Raw genomic sequence first — 20,209 nt, 5'->3', positions numbered from 1 at the left:
TTTATAGAGAATAAAATTAAAAAATATAAGAACAGCAACTATTAACATAATAACCAAGTACATTAAACTCTTTTTTATTTTTAAAAAAGGAGAGGGGTTATTTATAAATATACTATCTTTTGGTAAGTCCGATAGTTTTATAGGATATTTGCCTATTAAAGCATAATCAAAAACGTATTTGTTTATACTCTTTTGAATAAAGGGTAGTTCTTTTATACTCTGTCCTTCTAATATTTTTAAAGCCATTTTGGCAGCTGTTTCTCCTTGGGAATAACCACTAACTACCTTTCCACCTATAACACCATGGCCTAAATTCATTTCCCAACAGCTATATAAGGGTACATTCACTGTCTTTGAGATCATTTTAGTTCCTTCTTCTATGGATATGGGCTCTCCCACCTTGTCTTTATAAAGTCCAGACTTAAAGATCATACTATCCCTAGGGATTTTTTTGATATTTTCTAGAATATCTTCTATGGAATCAGTTTGAATAAAATGAAACTTTAGTCTATCTTTATAAAGAGGAGCAATCTCCCTTGCAGTTTCTATACTCATATTACCAAATAAAGATTCATCGGCAATAATAACAACATTATTAATATTTGGATGTAATTTATAGGCTATATCTATGGTGTCTTTAATATCTACTGTTTCTGCAACTCCTGTAAACATATTGTTTCCATTTGTTATGAAATCATCAAAAACATTGAGTCCGCAAGTTATTACAGGTGTATCTTTAAATAAGGTCTTATGATATTTTTTCAAAAAATTATAAGCATCGTTATCACTAGCTATAATAACATCGAATTTATGATCACTAAATTTATATTTATACAATTCATATAAATTATTTAGATGTATCTCATCTGTTATTATCTTTGTATCCATATATTCTATACGAATCACATTATTTTCATCCTCTAAAACACTTTCTATCCCTTGTACAACATGATCTGTCCATGCATATCCCTGATGATAGGAATTAAGAACAAGTATATGATTTTTTTCAGTTTCTTGAGAAAATGAAACGATTCCATTTAACAATAATACATTTACAATAATTAATAATAAAACAATTAGCTTTCTTATGCTCATCATGTATACTCCTCTTTTGTCATAATTGCCAAACTTATAAATAATTCTACATTTTTATACAAATCCCTCTTTTTGGGGATTATTTCAATAGGAGAAAGTACTTTTAACTCTCTTAAAATTCCACAAATCCATTATATGTAAAATAAATAGTAGACACACACTAAATGAAAATATAAAATAAATTTAGAACAAAGGTGGAGAAACCAGAAGAGCTTGAAACTAATGTTAAAAAGTAATGGTAAGGTGGTATAGCTATGAAGATAAAATTGGGGATAATTGGACCAGAGGATTCAGTTGAAAAAATATGCAATGTAGCTAGGGAATTTACAGATAAAATAGAAATTTTTAGATTTGTATATGAACGCAAAAATGAGACTGTTCATATAATTACCAGATGTCAAAAGGAAGTTGATGTTGTACTATTTTCTGGACATATACCATATTATATTGCCAAGTATGCAAATGTTATAAAAAAGCCAACTTTTTATATACCTAAAGTTGGAACCAGTATACTTAAAGTTTTTTTTGAAATGCATAGACTGGGTATAGATTATACTAAGTTAAGTATTGATTCAATTAATGAAGAAGCTTTAGAAGAAGTTATAGATGAAATGGATATTAAGCTCAAAAAATATTATGTTATTCCCTATGAAGAAAACATTGAGTATGAAAAATTAGCAGATAAACACTATAAGCTTTGGAAAGAAGGGAAAGTTAATCTTGCAGTAACGGGCTTATCTAAGACTTGTGAAGCCCTTAAAGAGAAAGGGGTTCCCGTATTTAAATTAGGGTCTACCACGTTCCTAATTAGAGAATATATTTCCAAAGCAATATATGAAGCTGATGTGAAAAAAATAAAAGATACTCAAGTTGCTATTCAAATAGTTAAGATAAAAAATAAGAATAAACATATGTCTTCTGAATATAAATTTTTAAAATTGAAAAATAACTTTGAAAAGGCATTAATTGAGTATACAAAAAGTGTACTGGGGTCTATATTTCCTTTCGGTAGAGATGAGTATATGCTTTTTTCAACTAGAGGTGTTATGGAAGCCAGCTGTAAGAGTTTAGATTTTCATCGGTATGTTAAAGTAGATTCTAATGAGGGAATATCGTATGCTTCTGGAATTGGGTATGGAAATACAGTATATAATGCAGAATGTAATGCGAGAATTGCTCTTGATTATGCTATTAAGAAAGACGAATCATGCATATACATAGTTGAAGAAGATGGCGGGATAAGTGGACCTATATATGATAAAAATCAATGTGCACTTGAATATAAATTAGTTGTTGATGATAAAGAAATTCAAGAAATAGCTCAAAAGGTAAAAGTCAGTTCAGCATATATTTCAAAGATTATTTCAATTAAAGATAAGACTAATAAAGATACTTTTGATGCTAGAGAAATTGCTAACCATTTAGAGATAAGTACTAGAAGTGCTAGAAGGATATTAACTAATTTTTTAAATGCGGGATTTGCTGCAATAGTTGCAAAGGAAAGCAATGCAAAAACAGGTAGACCAAGACAAATATATAAAATAATGATTTAAAATTGTACTGTATAAATAACTGAGATATAAAATCTTAGTTATTTTTTTTACTTAAAAGGAAATCATAAATTTTCCAATCTGTGGATAAGTAAAAAATAAGGGGTTGTAGGGGAAGAATTCCCCTGCCTCTTTAAAGGAAGGTGCTCAGGTTGTGATAGCAATCGTCGAAGGAAACCATAGGCTTTCCTAGCGAAGCATACGAAGTAAGCCTTTTTTATTTATAAAAACAGAAATATAAGAAAATTAAAAATATTATTAGACAAAATAGTAATATAAAAATAAATATAGAATATATTAACACTATAAAGGACGTGTCTGATATATGTCCGAAACATAGATGCCTTTGTTAGATACATATAAGGGGGTATTAATGATGGTACAAAAAATTAATGAGATGGTAGATAGTATAGAAGACTGGATTATAGAGCAAAGAAGATATTTACATATGCATCCGGAAGGAAGTAAATATGAATATGAAACTTCAAATAAAATAGTGAAAGAGCTAACTAAATTAGGAATAGAAGTAAGAACTGGATATTACAATACAGGCGTGGTTGGAATTATTAGAGGGGAAAAAGAAGGTCCTATAGTGGGACTTAGGTTTGACATGGATGCATTAGAAATGGAAGAACTTACAGATGTTCCATATAAGTCGGTGAACAAAGGATTTATGCATTCTTGTGGACACGACGGACATACTGCAATGGGATTAGGAGTTGCAAAGGCATTAACGAAAATGAAAGAAGAAATACATGGGACGATTAAGTTGATATTTCAACCAGCAGAAGAGGATGCGCCAAATGGTGGTGGCGCTCAACATATGATAAAAGATGGAGTCCTAGAAAATCCAAAAGTTCATTGTATGGTTGGAATGCATATATGGCCACAAGTAGAGCTAGGAGTATTAGGAAGTAGACCTGGCGTTATGATGGCAGCATCAGATCCATTTGTCATAAAAATTACAGGAAAAGGGGTTCATGCATCTTTACCAAATTTAGGAGTAGATCCTATAGTAATTGGATCACAAATAGTGAATAATATTCAAACTATTGTAAGTAGAAATATAGATCCATTCGAACAGGCAGTTATCTCAATTGGAGTTTTTAAGGGAGGTACTAGATATAATGTAATACCTGAATCTGTAAGGTTAGAAGGGACAGTTAGGTCATTTGATGACAAAGTCAGAGAAGAAGTGTATAAGAGATTAAAGAAGATTGTAGAAGATACTGCATCAGCTTTAGGAGGGAAAGGGGAGTTAGATTATAAATTTACATATCCCCCTCTTATAAATGATGAAAAGATAGTTAAAATTGCAAAGGAATCAATTATAGATATGTTTGGAAAGGAAAAGTATTTGGATGTTCCTAGACCTGCACCAGGAGGTGAAGACTTTGCTTACTTTGCAAAATCTGTTCCCTCCGTATTTATGTTCTTAGGATCAGGGGAGGAAGGAAAAGAAAATCATCCACCACATAGTCCATATTTTAATTTTAATGAGAAAGTATTAGCTATTGGAACAAAGGCATTTATTAAGACAGCAATTAATTTAGGGAGGTCCTTTTATGCAGAATAAAATTCAACTTATGGTTGATACCATAGAAGAAAAAATAATAAATGCTAGACGTGATTTTCATAAATATGCAGAAAGTGGTTGGACGGAATTTAGAACAGCATCAATAGTTGCCAGAAAGTTAAAAGACTTAGGCTATGATTTGTTAATAGGAAGAGAAGTAATACGGGCAGAAGATCGTATGGGTGTTCCAAGTGAAGAGGTTCTTCATATGTCATATGAAAGGGCTAAGATACAAGGGGCTGAGTTAGAATTTCTAGAACAAATGAAAGGCGGATATACTGGTGTTGTTGGTGTTTTAGATAATGGTGATGGACCAGTAATAGGAATTCGGTTTGATATGGATGCAGTTGAGGTAGAGGAGAGTATTGATGAAAATCACTATCCATATTTGAATGGATTTAGTTCCGTAAATGAGGGGAGTATGCATGCATGTGGGCACGATGGGCATACTGCCATTGGCCTTGGCGTAGCAGAAGTTCTTATGAATATAAAGGATTCTATAAAGGGAAAGGTGAAGCTTGTTTTCCAACCGGCAGAAGAAGGTGTTAGAGGTGCAAAGTCTATTGCTAACTCTGGAGTTTTAGATGATGTAGATTACATGTTTGGTGGACATATTGGAATAGCCCAAAACAGTAGTGGCAAATTGTTCTGTGGCATGGGTAATTTTTTAGCTACTACAAAGCTTAATGCGTATTTTAAGGGAGTGGCTGCCCATGCAGGAATAAGTCCTGAAGGTGGAAAGAATACTCTTTTAGCAGCAGCAACTGGGACTTTAAACTTGCAAGGGATTCCTAGACATGGTGATGGTATTACTAGGATAAATGTTGGAAAATTAGTATCTGGTAGTGGAAGAAATGTAATACCATCTGAAGCATATATGGAAATAGAAACTAGAGGTAGTTCATCTAAGTTAAATAAATACATGGAAGAAAAAACTATTAAAATACTGAAATCCTGTGCTCATATGTATGATGTTGAACTGACCATTAAAGAGATGGGAAGTGCAGAAAATGAATATAGTGATGAAGAAGCAATAGAAAGAGTAAAATTTGCAGCACAAAAAATAAAATCTTTAAGAGAAATTATTGATAGACCTGTTGGATTTGGAGGAAGTGAAGATTTTTCATATATGATGAAAAAGGTCCATAAAAATGGTGGTAAAGCCACATATATATTATTTGGAAGTGACATAAAAGGGCCACATCATAATGGAAAATTTGATTTTGACGAAAAAGATATGATAAATGCTGTTAAAGTATTTTCAGTATTAGCTTATGACATATTAAAAAAGTAAATGGAATTATAAAAAAACAACATTGAAAATACAATTATATGGGGGTGTGTTATGAATAGAGAGTCTTTTATGAGTTCGTTTAATGAAATATTTAATCATGTAAACAGCATTGGCAAGGATGACAATGGAGGAATTACACGCTTAGCATATTCAGAAGAAGAAGCACAGGCAAAAGAATATCTTAAGAATTATGCACTTGAATTAGGACTTCATGCAAGTATTGATGGAGTAGGAAATCTCTGGATTAGAAAAGAAGGAACGAAACCAAATCTTCCAAGTATTCTTGTGGGATCTCATCTGGACACAGTCCCCAATGGTGGAAGGTTCGATGGGTCGTTGGGAGTCATTTTAGGAATTGAAATTTTAAAGGATTTTGCTGAGGGAGGTTTCATAAACACACATCCCATTGAAATTATCGCTTTCGCTGCTGAAGAGTCCAGCCGATTCAACGTGTCAACCATAGGTAGTAAAATACTGAGTAATAAGTTGTATATGGATGATCTAAAAAAAATCAAGGACATAAATAATGTAAGTATCTATGACGCAATTATTGAAAATGGTTATACACCAGAAAATTGTAAGTTGATTGACCCTAATGAATATAAAGCTTTTTTAGAAGTTCATATTGAGCAAAACAATATATTAGAAGAAGAAGGCCAAAAGATTGGCATTGTTGAAGCTATTGCTGCTCCTTCAAGATTTAAAATCTCTTTAATTGGTGAGTCAGCTCATTCAGGAGCTTGTCCTATGGGTGCACGAAAAGATGCTTTGGCTGCAGCAGCAGAAATTATTTTAGCTATAGAGCATATTGGAATTAAGGAATCTATTCACAAAACCGTAACCACCGTTGGAGCATGTAAAGCATTTCCTGGTTCAATGAATGTTGTTCCTGGGAAAACTGAATTTTTGTTAGACATACGTGGTATTGAAAAGGAAAGTATAAAACGAACCATTGATCAAGTCTTGACAACTGTAAAAACTATTTCTATTAAAAGAGATATACAGTTTCTATTTGAATTTTTAGGTAATGAAATACCTTCCCATATGAATTCGGACATAAACTATCTAATTGAAACTGTATGTGTAGATGAAAAAATTCCATACAGAAGAATGATTAGCGGAGCAGGCCACGACTCTATGAATATGGCAACCATAATCCCAACGAGTTTAATCTTTATTCCTTGTTTTAAGGGCATAAGTCATAATAAGGAAGAATTTGCATCAGATGAAGATATTTATACGAGTGCAAAAGTTTTGTCATCGTGCTTAAAAAAATTATCAGGAGAGCCTAATAATACTGCTGAAATAAATGCTTAATAGATGATCTGAAAGGTCAGTGAATTCTTAATAATTAAGCTGGGAGGAGGTTATGACAAGGTAAGTATGGCGACTCCTGTGTATAAAAAAGGGGGATTGAAATGAGAGCATCAATGAAGGATGTAAAAAGTGAAGGGAATAGTAATTCAAGATTTTCAAATTTTATTAGGAGAATTGAGATTATTGGCAATAGACTACCTCATCCGTTTACTCTGTTTGTGGGGTTAACAGTAATTGTACTTTTACTTTCTTACTTGTTAAATAAAGCTGGCATGTCAGTTACATACTTAGCTGCTTCAAGAAATGCTGGTGAGGCGCCGAAGGAAATAACTGTAGAAGTTATGAACCTTTTAAGTTATGCTGGGATGAGACCGTTTATAGAAAAATTTGTTAAAACCTATGTTGGATTTGCCCCACTTGGTCTAATAATGACTATGATGATTGGCATCGGAATGGTTGAGCAAACAGGACTTATTAATGCCTTTATGAGAAAGACAATATTAGGTGCTCCATCTTACATGGTTACAGGCGTATTAGCAATTGTAGGAATTAATGCAAATCTAGCATCTGATGCAGGTATGATTTTTACTGCTGCTATCGGTGGTGCAATTTTTAAAGCCTTGGGACGTAATCCTAAAGTAGGTATTGTTACTGGATTTGCTGCAGCATCTGGAGGGTTTACAGCTAACTTTATGATTGCAGGTACAGATGCACTTTTATCAGGAATCACTGAATCAGCTGCTGGTGGTATGGGAATTCAGGCCCCTACACATCCGCTTATAAACTGGTACTTCATGATTGCAGCAACATTTGTTGTTACTTTCTTGACCGTGTTAGTAACTGAGAAATTCACAGTAAAGTTTTTAGGTGATACGAATAATAATGTAGATAAGTCATCCCTTGAAGAACACAAAGTAACGGAAAAAGAGAATAAAGGCTTAAGAAATGCTGGACTTACTGCATTAATATATATTGGATTAATTTTAATATTAACAGTACCAGAGGGATCTTTCTTTAGAAATGCAGATGGTGGTATTTTACCTAAATCTACTTTGACTAAGGGCATTGTTCCAATACTTTTCTTCTTCTTTGCTTCCGTAGGTATTGTATATGGTAAAACAATTGGAGTTATTAAATCTGAAAAAGACATTCCTAAGATTATGCAAGATGGTTTAAGTGGTTCCCTAAGCTTTTTAATTGTGGCACTGCCTGCATCCATGTTTATATATTTCTTTAAATTAAGTAATTTAACTACTATACTAGCAGTTAATGGTGCAGAATTTTTAAAAGCTTTGAATATAGGTGGTATACCTCTTATAATCATGTTTATTTTACTTTCAACAGTCATCAACCTATTTGTTACAAGTGGTTCAGCTAAATGGTTAATCTTAGCCCCTGTATTTGTACCAATGTTTTCAATGATGGGATTATCTCCAGCTTTAACCCAGGTAGCATATAGAATTGGTGATTCGTCAACAAACATTATATCTCCTCTATCTTATTACATTCCAGTTATTATAGGTATAATGAATCAATATAAAACAGATGAAAGTGAAACTAATGGAATAGGTACTGTAATATCTCTAATGCTGCCTTATTCAATTGCGTACTTAATTGGATTCACATTATTATTGATTGCTTGGTATTTCTTAAACATATCATTAGGACCTGGAGTATCGATTTTTATGTAGTATGTTAGTGAATATATTTTTCAGTTTCATAATAAGAGAAATTTTTAAAATAGTAGTTGTGCAAGCTTCGCATAAACTCCTTAATAAAAATAATAATCTCATTCCTTTGGGGAGTGAGATTATTATTTTTATTAAGGTATTTTATATCCATTAAGAAAAAGAATAACGGAAACATATATGCGAAAGAAGAAATTTGTAGAAAAAAGGAGAAAAATGGTATAAAATATTAGTGTAATTATGTAATTTTAGTGAAACTCAATCAATGAGATAGGAGATAATTATTATGAAGAATAAAAAAATTCCATTCTTATTAATCTTCCTTAGTTTGATAATTGCACAGTTCAGTTTATTCTATTCCTATGGGAATACTAAAAAAACAAATGCAGATTTATCAATAAATGGAACAGGTGAAAATCAATTTAAAGAGACAATTATTATTGGAGATGATATAAATTATCCCCCCTATAGTTTTGTGGATAAAAATGGTGATCCTACTGGTTTTAATATTGAACTAACAAAAGCTGCATTAGAGGAAATGGGATTAAATGTGGAATTTAGATTAGATAATTGGAATACAGTAAAAAAGCGTTTAGAAGAAGGGGAAATCCATGTGATTTCAGGAATGATGTACTCGTTAGATAGGAAAGAAATTTATGATTTTTCAACAAGACTTACAGTGGCGAGTGGAGATATTTTCACTAGAAAGCGAAGTAAAATCAATGATATAAGAGAATTAGAAGGATTAACTGTAGTAGTACAGGAAAATGACATGGTTTATGAATATTTGGCTAAGCAAAATCTTAATATAGAATTCATTAGAGTACCAACAGTAGAGGAAGCTTTGAGACTAGTTTCTAGGGGCAAATATGAATATGCTGCTGTACTAAAAGTCCCAGGCCATTTTATAGCGGATAAACTTAAACTTTCAAATTTGCAGGCAAATGGAATAGATATTGCTAAAAGTGATTATGCTATGGCTGTACAAAAGGATAATGAAGATTTGCTGTTTACATTAAATGCTGGACTAAAGATTTTAAAGGCTACAGGGGAATATGAAAAAATATATGATAAATGGTTAGGAGTATATGAAGAGAAAAGGTTATGGGATGAAGTTAAAGAATATACTTGGTTAATAGGGTTAATAATGGTGGTCTTGATTTTATTGGTTTTTGGTATATTTACTTTGCGAAGGATTGTGGCATTACGAACAAAAGAGCTTGTATCAGCCAATAAATTCCTCAGAGAGAATCAAGAAAAATTAAATGCATCTAACGAAGAAATAGCAGCAGCCTATCAACAATTAACAGCTTCGGAAGAAGAGCTAAGAGCCCAATATGATGAGATACAAAGCTATACTGAAAAGCTAGAAAATCTAAAGCAAAAATACCAGATTGCTATTCAGGGCACAGATAGTGTAGTGTGGGAGTACAATCTAGAGGATAGAAGCATTTACTTATCAGAAGAATTTAAAGACGCCTATGGAATAAGCCTAAAGGAAAAAGAAAATATTCATGAAGTTTTAAATAGACTTTTAAGAAAAGAGGAAAAAGAAAAATTAATAGGGGAGTTTATAGCTTATATACAAGGGGAGAAAGAAGAAATATATAGCCAAGTAAGAATTAAAGGTAAAAATAATAATTTACAATGGATATTAATTCGTGGCAAGGGAGTTTTTAACGAAAATAAGAATTTAAAGGTTATCAATGGTATCATCCTTGACATAACAAAACTAAAGGAGAAAGAAAAATACATTGAGCATCTTGCTTATCATGACACTTTAACTGATTTACCCAATAGATTAAAGTTTATGGAAAAACTTGAAAGGGAGATAAATGAAAATAAGGTAGGAGCTATAATGCTACTGGATATTGATAATTTTAAAGAAATTAACGATACATTAGGTCATGTATATGGAGACAAAGTACTGAAAAAAGTTGCAGAAGAACTTTTAGATATGAAAGATGAAAAACTATTTATATCAAGATTTGGTGGAGATGAATTTCTTTTTTTGATAGAAGGAGAAAAGGATGTTATTGAAATTGAAAATTATGCTAAAAGAATACTTGATATATTAAAAAAGAACATAATAATTGGAGAAAATCAAATACATATAAGCTGTAGTATAGGAATTACCTTGTATCCATTTGATAGCAATGATGTTAATCAAATAATTATGAATGCTGATGTTGCCATGTATATGGTAAAGGATTTTGGAAAAAGTAGCTATATGTTTTTTAACCGACATATGGTAGATAGGGTAAAGAGAAAAATAGAGATAGAGAAGATGCTAAGAGAAGCCATCAAAGAAGATGGATTCAAGGTCTTATATCAACCTCAGGTTTCTGTCTTTACAGGGGAAATTGTAGGTTTTGAAGCTCTTTTACGGATGAAAAAAAATCCTATATCACCAGCTGTCTTTATACCTATAGCTGAAGAAACTAGTATGATTATGGATATTGGAAGATGGGTAGCAAAAGAAGTAATTAAACAAATAGGTATATGGAAAAAGAAGGGTTTAAACATAAAACCCATAGCAATTAACTTTTCTGCAAAACAATTAAACGACTTAAGTTATATTGATTTTTTACAGGATATATTAAGAAAAGAAGATGTAGAAACTAAATATATAGACATAGAAATCACTGAAAGCATATTTTTAGAGAAAAAAGATGAGACCATAGAATTTCTAGATCAATTAAAGTCATTAGGAATAGGAATTGCTTTAGACGATTTTGGCACAGGTTATTCTTCTCTTAGTTATTTAACCTTTTTACCAGTGGATAAAATAAAGTTAGACAAATCTTTAAACGATAAGTTCTTGGAATTAAAAAGCATTTCCGTTATGGACAGTATTATTTCTCTTGCCCATAGTTTAAATCTAAAAGTAGTAGCAGAGGGGATTGAAGATATGGAGCAGTATAAACGACTTAAAGTAGGAAAGTGTAACTATATTCAAGGATATCTATTTAGTAAACCGTTAGAAGTAGAAGAAGTAGAAGAAATACATAATTATAATTTCTTACAGAATAAATAAAGAAGTACAAATTTAATAGATATATTTTATGTTTCCTCAGACAAGTTTCTGGGGAATTTTTTTGTATGCATAGATATTATAACTGAGATGTGGCCATATAGTTACATGACTGTGTAGAGAAATTAACAAAAGGGCATAAAACCCCATAAGGATTTATTGTGAGGTTAGACATTATAGAATAATAGTTTTAAGAGTAGTATAATAAAAGTTGGTAACTAACGTAACAAGGGTATTTAGATCAGCAATATAATAAACGTATCACAGGGGGGATTATTGTGAATAAAAAAATTAATACAATGTATTTTAGTGCAACAGATACAACTAAAAAAGTAGTATGGTCAGTAGGGAAGAAAATTTCAGAGAATATGAATGGGGAAATAACTATAAATAATATTGATTTTACATTACCATTAGTTAGAAAAGAACCAGTGTCTTTTACAGAAGAAGATGTTGTAGTTGTAGGAGTTCCAGTCTATGCAGGAAGAGTTCCTAATGTATTATTAAAATATCTAAATGCTATTATTGGTAATGGTGCATTAGCAATTCCTGTAGTTGTTTATGGAAACAGAAATTATGACGATGCTTTAATAGAATTAAAAGATATTCTTGAATTAAACGGTTTTAAAGTTATTGCAGGGGGTGCATTTGTAGGAGAACATTCATTTTCTAAAACTCTTGCCAAAAATAGGCCTGATGAAAAAGATATGGTTATAGCAAGTGATTTTGCCAATGAAATATATAGAAAAATAACAACTGAAGATGAAATTCAACCTATAGTTGTAAAGGGAAATAAACCTTATAGGAAATATTATATGCCTAAAAACGAAAATGGTAGATCTGTTGACATTAGGAAGGTTACTCCAAAAACAAATGACAATTGTATTGATTGCAAACTTTGTGCAAATGTATGTCCTATGGGTTCCATTGATTCCAATGATGTATCTAAATTAAATGGAATTTGTATTAAATGTGGTGCCTGTATTAAAAAATGTCCTACCTATGGAAAGTATTATGATGATCAAGATTATTTAAGACATAAATATGAATTAGAGATTGGTTGTACTTATCGAAGAGAACCAGAATTATTTATATAAAAAATATGATTTTATGGGACCGTTAATCATGGACCATTAATAGAAAAATTGCAAATTATATAAAATATCCTCATAAATAAAATATTATGAGAATATTTTATGCCAAGACTTGCAGGAGTGAAATATGAATTTTAAAGCTTGAGACCGTATATAAAAAAATCCAATACATATGATATATCAAGTGAAAATTTCTTGGGAAATGTAATTAACTTATGTTATCCAATACAAAAAAGAATATGTACCAAAATTAAGTAACTGTAAAAAAATTAAACTAGAGTTAAAGACATGGAAAAACTACTCCTAACCCAGTGAAGGAGTAGTTTTTCTATGTCCAAATGTAATAGAAGGCAATTTGAAATCCCAAAATATGATTAATATAGAAAAAGTCTATATTTATTAAATAAACTATAGGAAAAATTAATTGGTCTTATTATGAAAGGTCCCCTATAATAATAAGTGGCACGTCATTAGAAAAAAATGGAATATATGTATTATTAAACCTTATTGCTGTGCTGTAGTATTGCGAGAAAAATAATTTATAGAAATGGAGAGAATAGTAGAATGAAATCTGTAAACTTTAAAGTTTTATGCTTGTTATTAGTCTTAGTTATGTGTCTTTCTGCTGTAGGTTGTGCAAAACAAGAGGAAACAGTACCGTCAGAAAACACAGCCCAAGCTTCTTCTGAAGCCACTGAAAAAAAAGAAACTATTAAATTAGGGGCCTTATCCACCATCGAACCCTTCACTTCTTTAGTGAAAGATGCACTTGTTGAAAAAGGTTACGATGCTGAAGTAGTATTGTTTGATGCAAACAATATGCCTGCAACTGCTACAAAAGATGGGGATATAAATGGCTTTATTCACAACCACCTACCATGGATTCAAACATTCAACAAAGAAAATAATAGTAATCTTCAAATGGTAGAGCCTTACCTTTGTTATTACCGCACGGCTCTATATTCTTCTAAGCACAAGAGTATTGAGGAAATTCCAAACAACGGAACTATTGCAGTTCCCGGAGATCCTTCAAATATAGAAAAAAGTTTAGAAATGTTACAAGAAGTTGGCCTTTTAACATTAGGGGAAAAGACAGAAAACTTCTACACAATTCTTGATATTAAAGATAATCCTAAAAATATTAAGCTATTAGAGACAGAGATTAGTACAACTGCAAGAAGCATTAATGATGCTGATGCGGTTATCTGCCCATCCACAAGAATTAAAGCTGCCGGTATTGATCCAAATTCCTTCCTTGCCGAAGATATGAGTACAGTAAATTTCCCTGTTGGACTTACTGTTAGACCTGACTCAGTAGAGGAAGAATGGGTGAAAGATGCTATGGAGATTCTTAAATCAGACGAGATGAGAGCAAAATTCAACGAAATTTTTGAGGGTACATTGGTTCTCTACGAAAAGAAATAGTTTTTATCTTAATTGTTACATTAAGTGTAAAAAGTGGCAGCATAGCTTGCCACTTTTTACATATTTTCTTTAGGATTAATGAGGTGTGAGTTATGATTGAAATTAAAAACTTAAAAAAATCCTTTGGTGAAGTACAAGTATTAAAGGATATAAATCTTACTATTGATATAGGCAAGATTTATGGCTTGGTAGGGCGCAGTGGTGCTGGTAAATCCACATTGCTTAGGTGTATCAATGGGTTGGAAAGCTACGATGAGGGCACTATTATTGTAGACGGTATAGAGGTTAAAAGCCTAAACAATCAAGCTGCAAGAGAGTTTAAAAAAGAAATTGGTATGATTTTTCAGCAATTCTCTCTTTTAAATCGAATGACAGTATATGAAAATATTGCTTTGCCTATGAAATGCTGGAAATATAGCAAAATACAGATTGACAAAAAGGTAAAGGAATTAGTGGAATTAGTTGGTATTCCAGACAAACTTTATTCTAAACCGAGTGAGCTATCAGGAGGTCAAAAGCAACGTGTTGCTATTGCTAGGGCACTTTCGATGGATCCGAAGATTCTCTTGTGTGATGAGGCTACCTCGGCACTTGATCCTCAAACCGCAAAGGCTATAATCTCACTTATAAATAAAATTAACAATGAACTTGGAATTACAATTGTTATTGTTACCCATCAAATGTCCGTTTTGCGAAGCTCATGTGAAAATATTTCTATCCTTGAAAACGGAAGAATAGAAGAGAGTGGATTTGTTGAAGATATCTTTTTAAAACAACCTCAGTCCCTTCGAAACCTTATTGGTGATAAGGATATTATTTTACCACAAAGTGGGATTAATCTGCATATACTCTTATCTAAAGAAATATCAGATCAGCCTGTTATCACACAAATGGCAAGAGAACTTCAAACTGACTTTATGATTTTGGGTGGAGAGATGGAAAACTACCGGAATAGTGTTTTAGGATCGGTAATTATAAATATATCCCATGAAAATCTTCCGGTTATAACAAAATACCTTAATGAAAACAATGTTATTTGGAAGTTTATGAACTCATCTGAAATTATTAGGGATAATGTACAAGGAGGGGGATACAATGTTTAACGAAGCAATTTTGAATATGTGGTGGAAATATTTCAAAGGAATTATTTTTCCGTCTATATCCGGTACCTTAAGAATGTTAGTTTTTACAATGGTATTTGCATTTGTTTTAGGATTTGCTTTAGCAATCGCCCTAATTATTACCCGTCCTGACGGATTAAAACCAAACAACAAGGTTTATAAGGTTTTAGATTTTATAGTTAATACTATTCGTTCTTTTCCAATTATTATATTGATTGTTGCAATTTCTCCAATTACAAGAATGGTTGTTGGAACTACAATAGGTGAAAAAGCGGCAATATTGCCCCTAACCCTTACGGCAACACCATTTTTGGCTAGAATTTTAGAAAATGCATTGGCTCAAGTGGATAAACAGTTGATTGAGGCTGCACGATCATTTGGTGCTTCAAATATGCAAATTATCTTTAAAGTAATGTTAAAAGAGGCTATTCCATCTATTGTTTCTGGGACAACACTTGCTACCATTACCTATCTTTCCTGTACAACTATGGCAGGTGCAGTAGGTGCGGGTGGGTTAGGAGCAGTAGCCTTAAACTATGGGTATCAAAGTTTTAATAATACAGTGCTCTACACTTCTGTGTTCCTACTTTTCGTTATGGTGCAACTAATTCAATATATAGGGAACAGCTTGTATAGAAAATTATAAAATATAGTAAAGTAATGTGAGGTGAAATCCTTGAATAGAGAAAAAATAGTACAAGCAGTAGCAAAAATGAACTGTGCATTACAATTAGAAAGAAAAATTGTTGGCGTAAAATTTTTGTTTAATAAAGAAGATTTTCAAGCTGCTGATGCAAAACATATCACTAATAAAATGAATTATTGTGTTATGGTTAAAGTGGCAATGAATGGAACAGGCCTTAAAGCTTGTGGAGACGATCTTGTGTGCATTGCAGGAGGACGTACTCTTGGACTTATTGAAATAGATGACTTTCACCGTTCGGGACAAAATGGTAAGAACCTTGGAATCTATCGTCATATGACCACCGCAAAAAATATCCGAGATCGTATGTGCTATTGTACCCATAAAGCCTATGGAGTTATGGTAAAGCCTCTTGAAGATTACGCCCATGAGCCTGATGTTGTGCTCATGGTAACAAATCCTTATAACATAATGAGAATTTTGCAGGGATATTCGTATTTTTACGGCATGCATTCCACCTATCAAATGGTAGGCAACCAAGGAATATGTTCTGAATCCACTGCGCTACCATATATGAGTAATAATATTAATGTTTCAATGCTATGTATTGGAACAAGACATAAAGCTGGTTGGAAGGACAACGAGCTTGCTATAGGCATTCCATTTAACCGCTTTCAAACCTTAAGCCAAGGAGTAATGGACACTATTAATATAATGGACAACAATGAAAAAAAAGCAGTAATCGAAAAAAAGCTTAAAGAAAATAATATTGATGAGTTGGAAATTAAATATAATTGCAATTATTATTACTAAACAAAGATATTAAAATAAGTCTAGGTCTTTCCAAATAGCAGCACTGAACTTTAATATATTTTAAATTGTATAAAATATCCTTCTAATAAAATATTAGGAGGATATTTTTATACCAAGACTTGCAAGAACTATCGAGGTAGTTTTTTTTCATGATTCACATTAAAAATTTTAGGCACATGACAATTTAAATTATAATCAATTGTAACCTTAATGCCTTCTAATAGAAAATATTCTGGGAGTTTCTCAATTTCTGGACAATGGGTAGTAATAATTTTTCGAATTTCTTTAGAAAAAGGAAGTGATAATTTTTTAAATGCTGGTTCAATAAAACTGTCATAAACAGGAAATTTCTTATTACCATATCGGTTCTTAAGAATCATAAAATTACGATAACCCTTTTGAGAAGTTCTCTTTTTAACATCTTCAGGGTTAATTGATGCCATCATATGATAGAAGGTTTCAAAGTAACCTATAGAAGGATGAAATGGATAGTTGCCATTTTCCGTAGGTTGTAGATTTTTTGTACTTTCTAATACATCTTTTATATATGAACTTTTTGAAAAGAAGTAGTCAATGTCAATGTCATGTTGTTCATGACCAGTATATAGACTATAAAAGACATATTTAGCACATTTAAAACAATTTTTACACCACTTTATATTTGGATTTTCAATAGTTTCACACATCATAATATGTTTAAGTATGTGAGGGTATCTTTGTGCTAAAATTTTGAATGATGCTAAATCTGAAAGAGAATAACTTATATTTTTAATTGAAACATCAGTTTTAAAAAATGAATTAATACGTGCTGACAAGTAATTATCATACTCTGGACGAGACAGTCTAAAATTAAATCTAGTAATATTAGAATTATAAATTCCAGTTGAATAGTTAACAAACTCATTACTGTGAGTTAAAAGAGAAATATTATACTTAATAATCACTGGTAAAACTGTACCTGTGAATAGAGCTGTATGAGGACTATAAAAAGCAGATTGATCTTTCAAAGTTGATTGAAAATCAGAAACTATCTTTTGTATCTTAACATTTAAATCTTTTTTTAGAGGATTTAGAATCATATTTTCTCTTCTTTTGTCAATTTTATTTGTAGCATATTTATCATAACCAAATACATAGGAAATAAGCAATATATTTTCAATTCCATGTACTTCCGAAAGAATAGAGAAAGTACAACTGGAATCTTTTCCTCCTCCAAAGAGAACACCTACTTTAGAATTAACATTTGTAGAGTTGTCATGATTTGTACTCAATTCTATAGAGGATTTATCTGATAAAGGGGATATTGTAATGTTACTAGCGCTATGAAAATTTATCCAAGTTTCAGCCATAAAAGATGGGATACTATGAGGAAAAATAAATAAAACATCTTCTTTACAAATATTAAACACTGGAATCATCAGAGCAAGAAAAGCATTCCAGTAAACTTCAATAGGCATTTTTTCAATATTTAACCCTTCATATTTAAAATAGAAATTATTTTTTCTAAATAAGGGGACAGTTTTATTTGTATGCCAGAAAAATCTTACAGTATCTTTTTTTATTTCGGGCCATTGTACTCTAACAGTTATCATTTCTTATACCTCCTATTGTGCTAATAATATCTTTTACAAAGTATGTCTATATAGTAATAATTTCTTTATAATTATCTGTATGGGCAATGATTTTACATTTTTTTAATAATTCATCATCACTTATTTTCCAACTATGTTTTTCTAGAGAAGATTTTCTACAAAATACATGATTAAACCTATCGATTGTATATATATTAAAACCATTAGCTGTACAGTCTTTTAAAAACTGTGTATCTTCACTTTTGGATTTATTAATAAATTTCACTTTATTAAATACTTCTTTCTTGAAAGTTAATGTTGAACCAGTTACAAATTCCATATATCTATTTTCTGTATTAGGATGCATTAAGGCTAAAATTTTTTTGTTTTCAAAGTATACATAAGCTGAATATTTGCCAACTACTGATGCATTGGTATAAGTAAAAGCATTAATTATATCAATTAAATAGTTAGGGGCATAGTAGTCATCATCATCAAACTTTGAGATGATTTCAAATTTTGATTGTTCTACTCCGTAGTTTAAGCATTTTCCTAGAGACGTTTTTTCATCTAATTGAAATACTCGTACATTTTTATGTTCTTTAGCCTTTTCTTTATATTTACCAATATCAATAGTATTACTGTTTATAATAATAATAAATTCTTTCTTATTATAGTTTTGTATCTGATAATTTTGGAATATATTATCAATATTATTAGGACGATTAGTACATGTAATTATTGATACCCCTGGGTGATCTTCTTTTTTATAATTTATGTTAATCTTATCAGCTATTGTTTCGAGCCTATGCTTATAAGTGTGATTGCCGAGTATTTCTCGTTGCCCTAATATTGATAATTTATCTCTTAAAACCTTATTTTCTAATAGGATTTTCAAATATTTTTCTGTATCTTGTTGTGTTTCACATATTTTAACCATATCTGAAAATAAATTTTTTACTCCTATTGAATAACCGCTAAGAATATTAGTTCCGCATGCTAATAATTCAAAGACTCTTCTTGAAAACATGGTTGGACTATTACGTGAGGAATTAACATTTAGAAAAATATCATACTTTTTATAAGTATTAATCATCTGTTCATAGGGAAGATACCCCTTAATATAAGGTCGGTATATATATGGAAATTTATAATCATTGGATTTTGTGTAATTATAGAATCTATCATAAATATGTAGTCCATATTTAAATGAGGGTTTTAATAAATTTTCTAAGTCCTTTTGTCTCTGAGCTAACTTTTTAGCATACCAACTACCAGCATAAGCTACTTTTCCTAATTTATCTTTGTCTTTGTTGATTGGATTATGGATTTTAGGTTGAGCTGCAAATGGTAAGGGATAGATATTATCATGACTAATTACTTTTTTGTATTTAGATATACAATTAGAGTCAGTAGTGAAAATATAATCAAAAAGTTTAGCTGCTGCTATGAACTCTTCAAAGTGCCCAGGGTCTTCTTTATTCCAGAAGACTGTAGGTATGTTATTTTTATTACACCAATTAACCAAATCTTTCAATTTGTTATTTTGATTATTTTTCAAGTTTATTATTTTACCCCTCCATTGTCCTTTGAAACCCGTCCAAGCTGATTCAACTAATAGGAAATGTGGTTTTTCTTTAATTAAGGTTTGCTTCCAGTTATAAGTACCTAAAGGGATTAGATTGCATTCATACTTAAAACATTCATAACTAAATTCATCTAAAATGCAGGCTACCTTCAATTGGTTAACAGTATCTTTTTTTAGTGTATTTTTTGTATAAGCATCTTTCCTTTTTTCTCTAGACATATATGTTGGTATCAATTTTGCGTAAGAGTTATTAACTGGTTCAGAATATGCTTTTGTAGTAGTAGTAAGTATTTTCACATATTTAGTCATTTCTTCACCTCATTATTAATTGATATTAAGGACTATTTTCAAAATTACTAGTAATTTAGCTAAACCAAAGATATTTCCATATTTTATTTCT

Annotated in this window: 14 protein-coding genes; 11 read left to right on the top strand and 3 right to left on the bottom strand. The window is 31.2% G+C overall.

Annotated elements, in window-relative coordinates:
* The coding region (locus CCE28_RS10275; RefSeq protein WP_278277548.1) for an ABC transporter substrate-binding protein at positions 1-1,095 on the bottom strand (1,095 nt) is incomplete at its 3' end.
* Positions 1,096-1,349: 254 nt separating this feature from the next.
* On the opposite strand from CCE28_RS10275, the gene CCE28_RS10270 reads away from it, so the two are divergent.
* From CCE28_RS10270 to CCE28_RS10220, 11 genes are all read left to right on the top strand, one after another.
* Positions 1,350-2,648, top strand: a complete 1,299-nt coding sequence (locus tag CCE28_RS10270) for a hypothetical protein (protein ID WP_095133597.1) — start codon at positions 1,350-1,352, stop codon at positions 2,646-2,648.
* A gap of 373 nt (positions 2,649-3,021) precedes the next feature.
* Positions 3,022-4,221 carry a M20 metallopeptidase family protein gene (locus tag CCE28_RS10265; protein ID WP_176461764.1) on the top strand — a complete coding sequence of 400 codons (1,200 nt, stop codon included), beginning with the start codon at positions 3,022-3,024 and terminating at the stop codon, positions 4,219-4,221.
* On the top strand, positions 4,211-5,515 hold the full coding sequence (locus CCE28_RS10260; RefSeq protein ID WP_095133594.1) for an amidohydrolase: 1,305 nt from the start codon (positions 4,211-4,213) through the stop codon (positions 5,513-5,515). The genes CCE28_RS10265 and CCE28_RS10260 overlap by 11 nt, the downstream gene beginning before the upstream one ends.
* A gap of 51 nt (positions 5,516-5,566) precedes the next feature.
* Positions 5,567-6,832, top strand: a complete 1,266-nt coding sequence (locus CCE28_RS10255) for a M20 family metallo-hydrolase (RefSeq protein ID WP_095133592.1) — start codon at positions 5,567-5,569, stop codon at positions 6,830-6,832.
* Positions 6,833-6,933: 101 nt separating this feature from the next.
* Positions 6,934-8,523, top strand: coding sequence for an AbgT family transporter (locus CCE28_RS10250; protein WP_242972956.1), 1,590 nt, complete (start codon positions 6,934-6,936; stop codon positions 8,521-8,523).
* A 283-nt stretch (positions 8,524-8,806) separates the two neighbouring features.
* Positions 8,807-11,557, top strand: coding sequence for an EAL domain-containing protein (locus CCE28_RS10245; RefSeq protein ID WP_141228347.1), 2,751 nt, complete (start codon positions 8,807-8,809; stop codon positions 11,555-11,557).
* A 275-nt stretch (positions 11,558-11,832) separates the two neighbouring features.
* Entirely contained in the window at positions 11,833-12,651 is an 819-nt protein-coding gene (locus CCE28_RS10240) for a flavodoxin family protein (protein WP_095133590.1), read from the top strand.
* A gap of 561 nt (positions 12,652-13,212) precedes the next feature.
* On the top strand, positions 13,213-14,073 hold the full coding sequence (locus tag CCE28_RS10235) for a MetQ/NlpA family ABC transporter substrate-binding protein (RefSeq protein ID WP_095133588.1): 861 nt from the start codon (positions 13,213-13,215) through the stop codon (positions 14,071-14,073).
* A 92-nt stretch (positions 14,074-14,165) separates the two neighbouring features.
* Positions 14,166-15,176 (top strand): methionine ABC transporter ATP-binding protein, encoded by a 1,011-nt coding sequence (locus CCE28_RS10230; protein ID WP_095133587.1) that lies wholly within the window; start codon positions 14,166-14,168, stop codon positions 15,174-15,176.
* Positions 15,169-15,840, top strand: coding sequence for a methionine ABC transporter permease (locus tag CCE28_RS10225; protein WP_095133585.1), 672 nt, complete (start codon positions 15,169-15,171; stop codon positions 15,838-15,840). The genes CCE28_RS10230 and CCE28_RS10225 overlap by 8 nt, the downstream gene beginning before the upstream one ends.
* Positions 15,841-15,870: 30 nt before the next feature.
* On the top strand, positions 15,871-16,650 hold the full coding sequence (locus tag CCE28_RS10220) for a DUF169 domain-containing protein (protein ID WP_095133583.1): 780 nt from the start codon (positions 15,871-15,873) through the stop codon (positions 16,648-16,650).
* Positions 16,651-16,778: 128 nt separating this feature from the next.
* Here CCE28_RS10220 and CCE28_RS10215 read toward each other — a convergent pair whose 3' ends face one another.
* Together CCE28_RS10215 and CCE28_RS10210 are read right to left on the bottom strand one after the other, a co-directional pair.
* Positions 16,779-18,242 carry a hypothetical protein gene (locus tag CCE28_RS10215; protein WP_095133581.1) on the bottom strand — a complete coding sequence of 488 codons (1,464 nt, stop codon included), beginning with the start codon at positions 18,240-18,242 and terminating at the stop codon, positions 16,779-16,781.
* Positions 18,243-18,288: 46 nt separating this feature from the next.
* Positions 18,289-20,118: a glycosyltransferase family protein gene (locus CCE28_RS10210; protein ID WP_242972955.1), complete on the bottom strand. Its 1,830-nt coding sequence runs from the start codon at positions 20,116-20,118 to the stop codon at positions 18,289-18,291.
* Between the last annotated feature and the right edge of the window lie 91 nt (positions 20,119-20,209).

Origin of the sequence: Anaeromicrobium sediminis (assembly GCF_002270055.1) — a bacterium.
GTDB classification, from domain to species: Bacteria; Bacillota; Clostridia; order Peptostreptococcales; family Thermotaleaceae; genus Anaeromicrobium; species Anaeromicrobium sediminis.
This window is presented reverse-complemented; position numbering and strand designations above follow the sequence as displayed.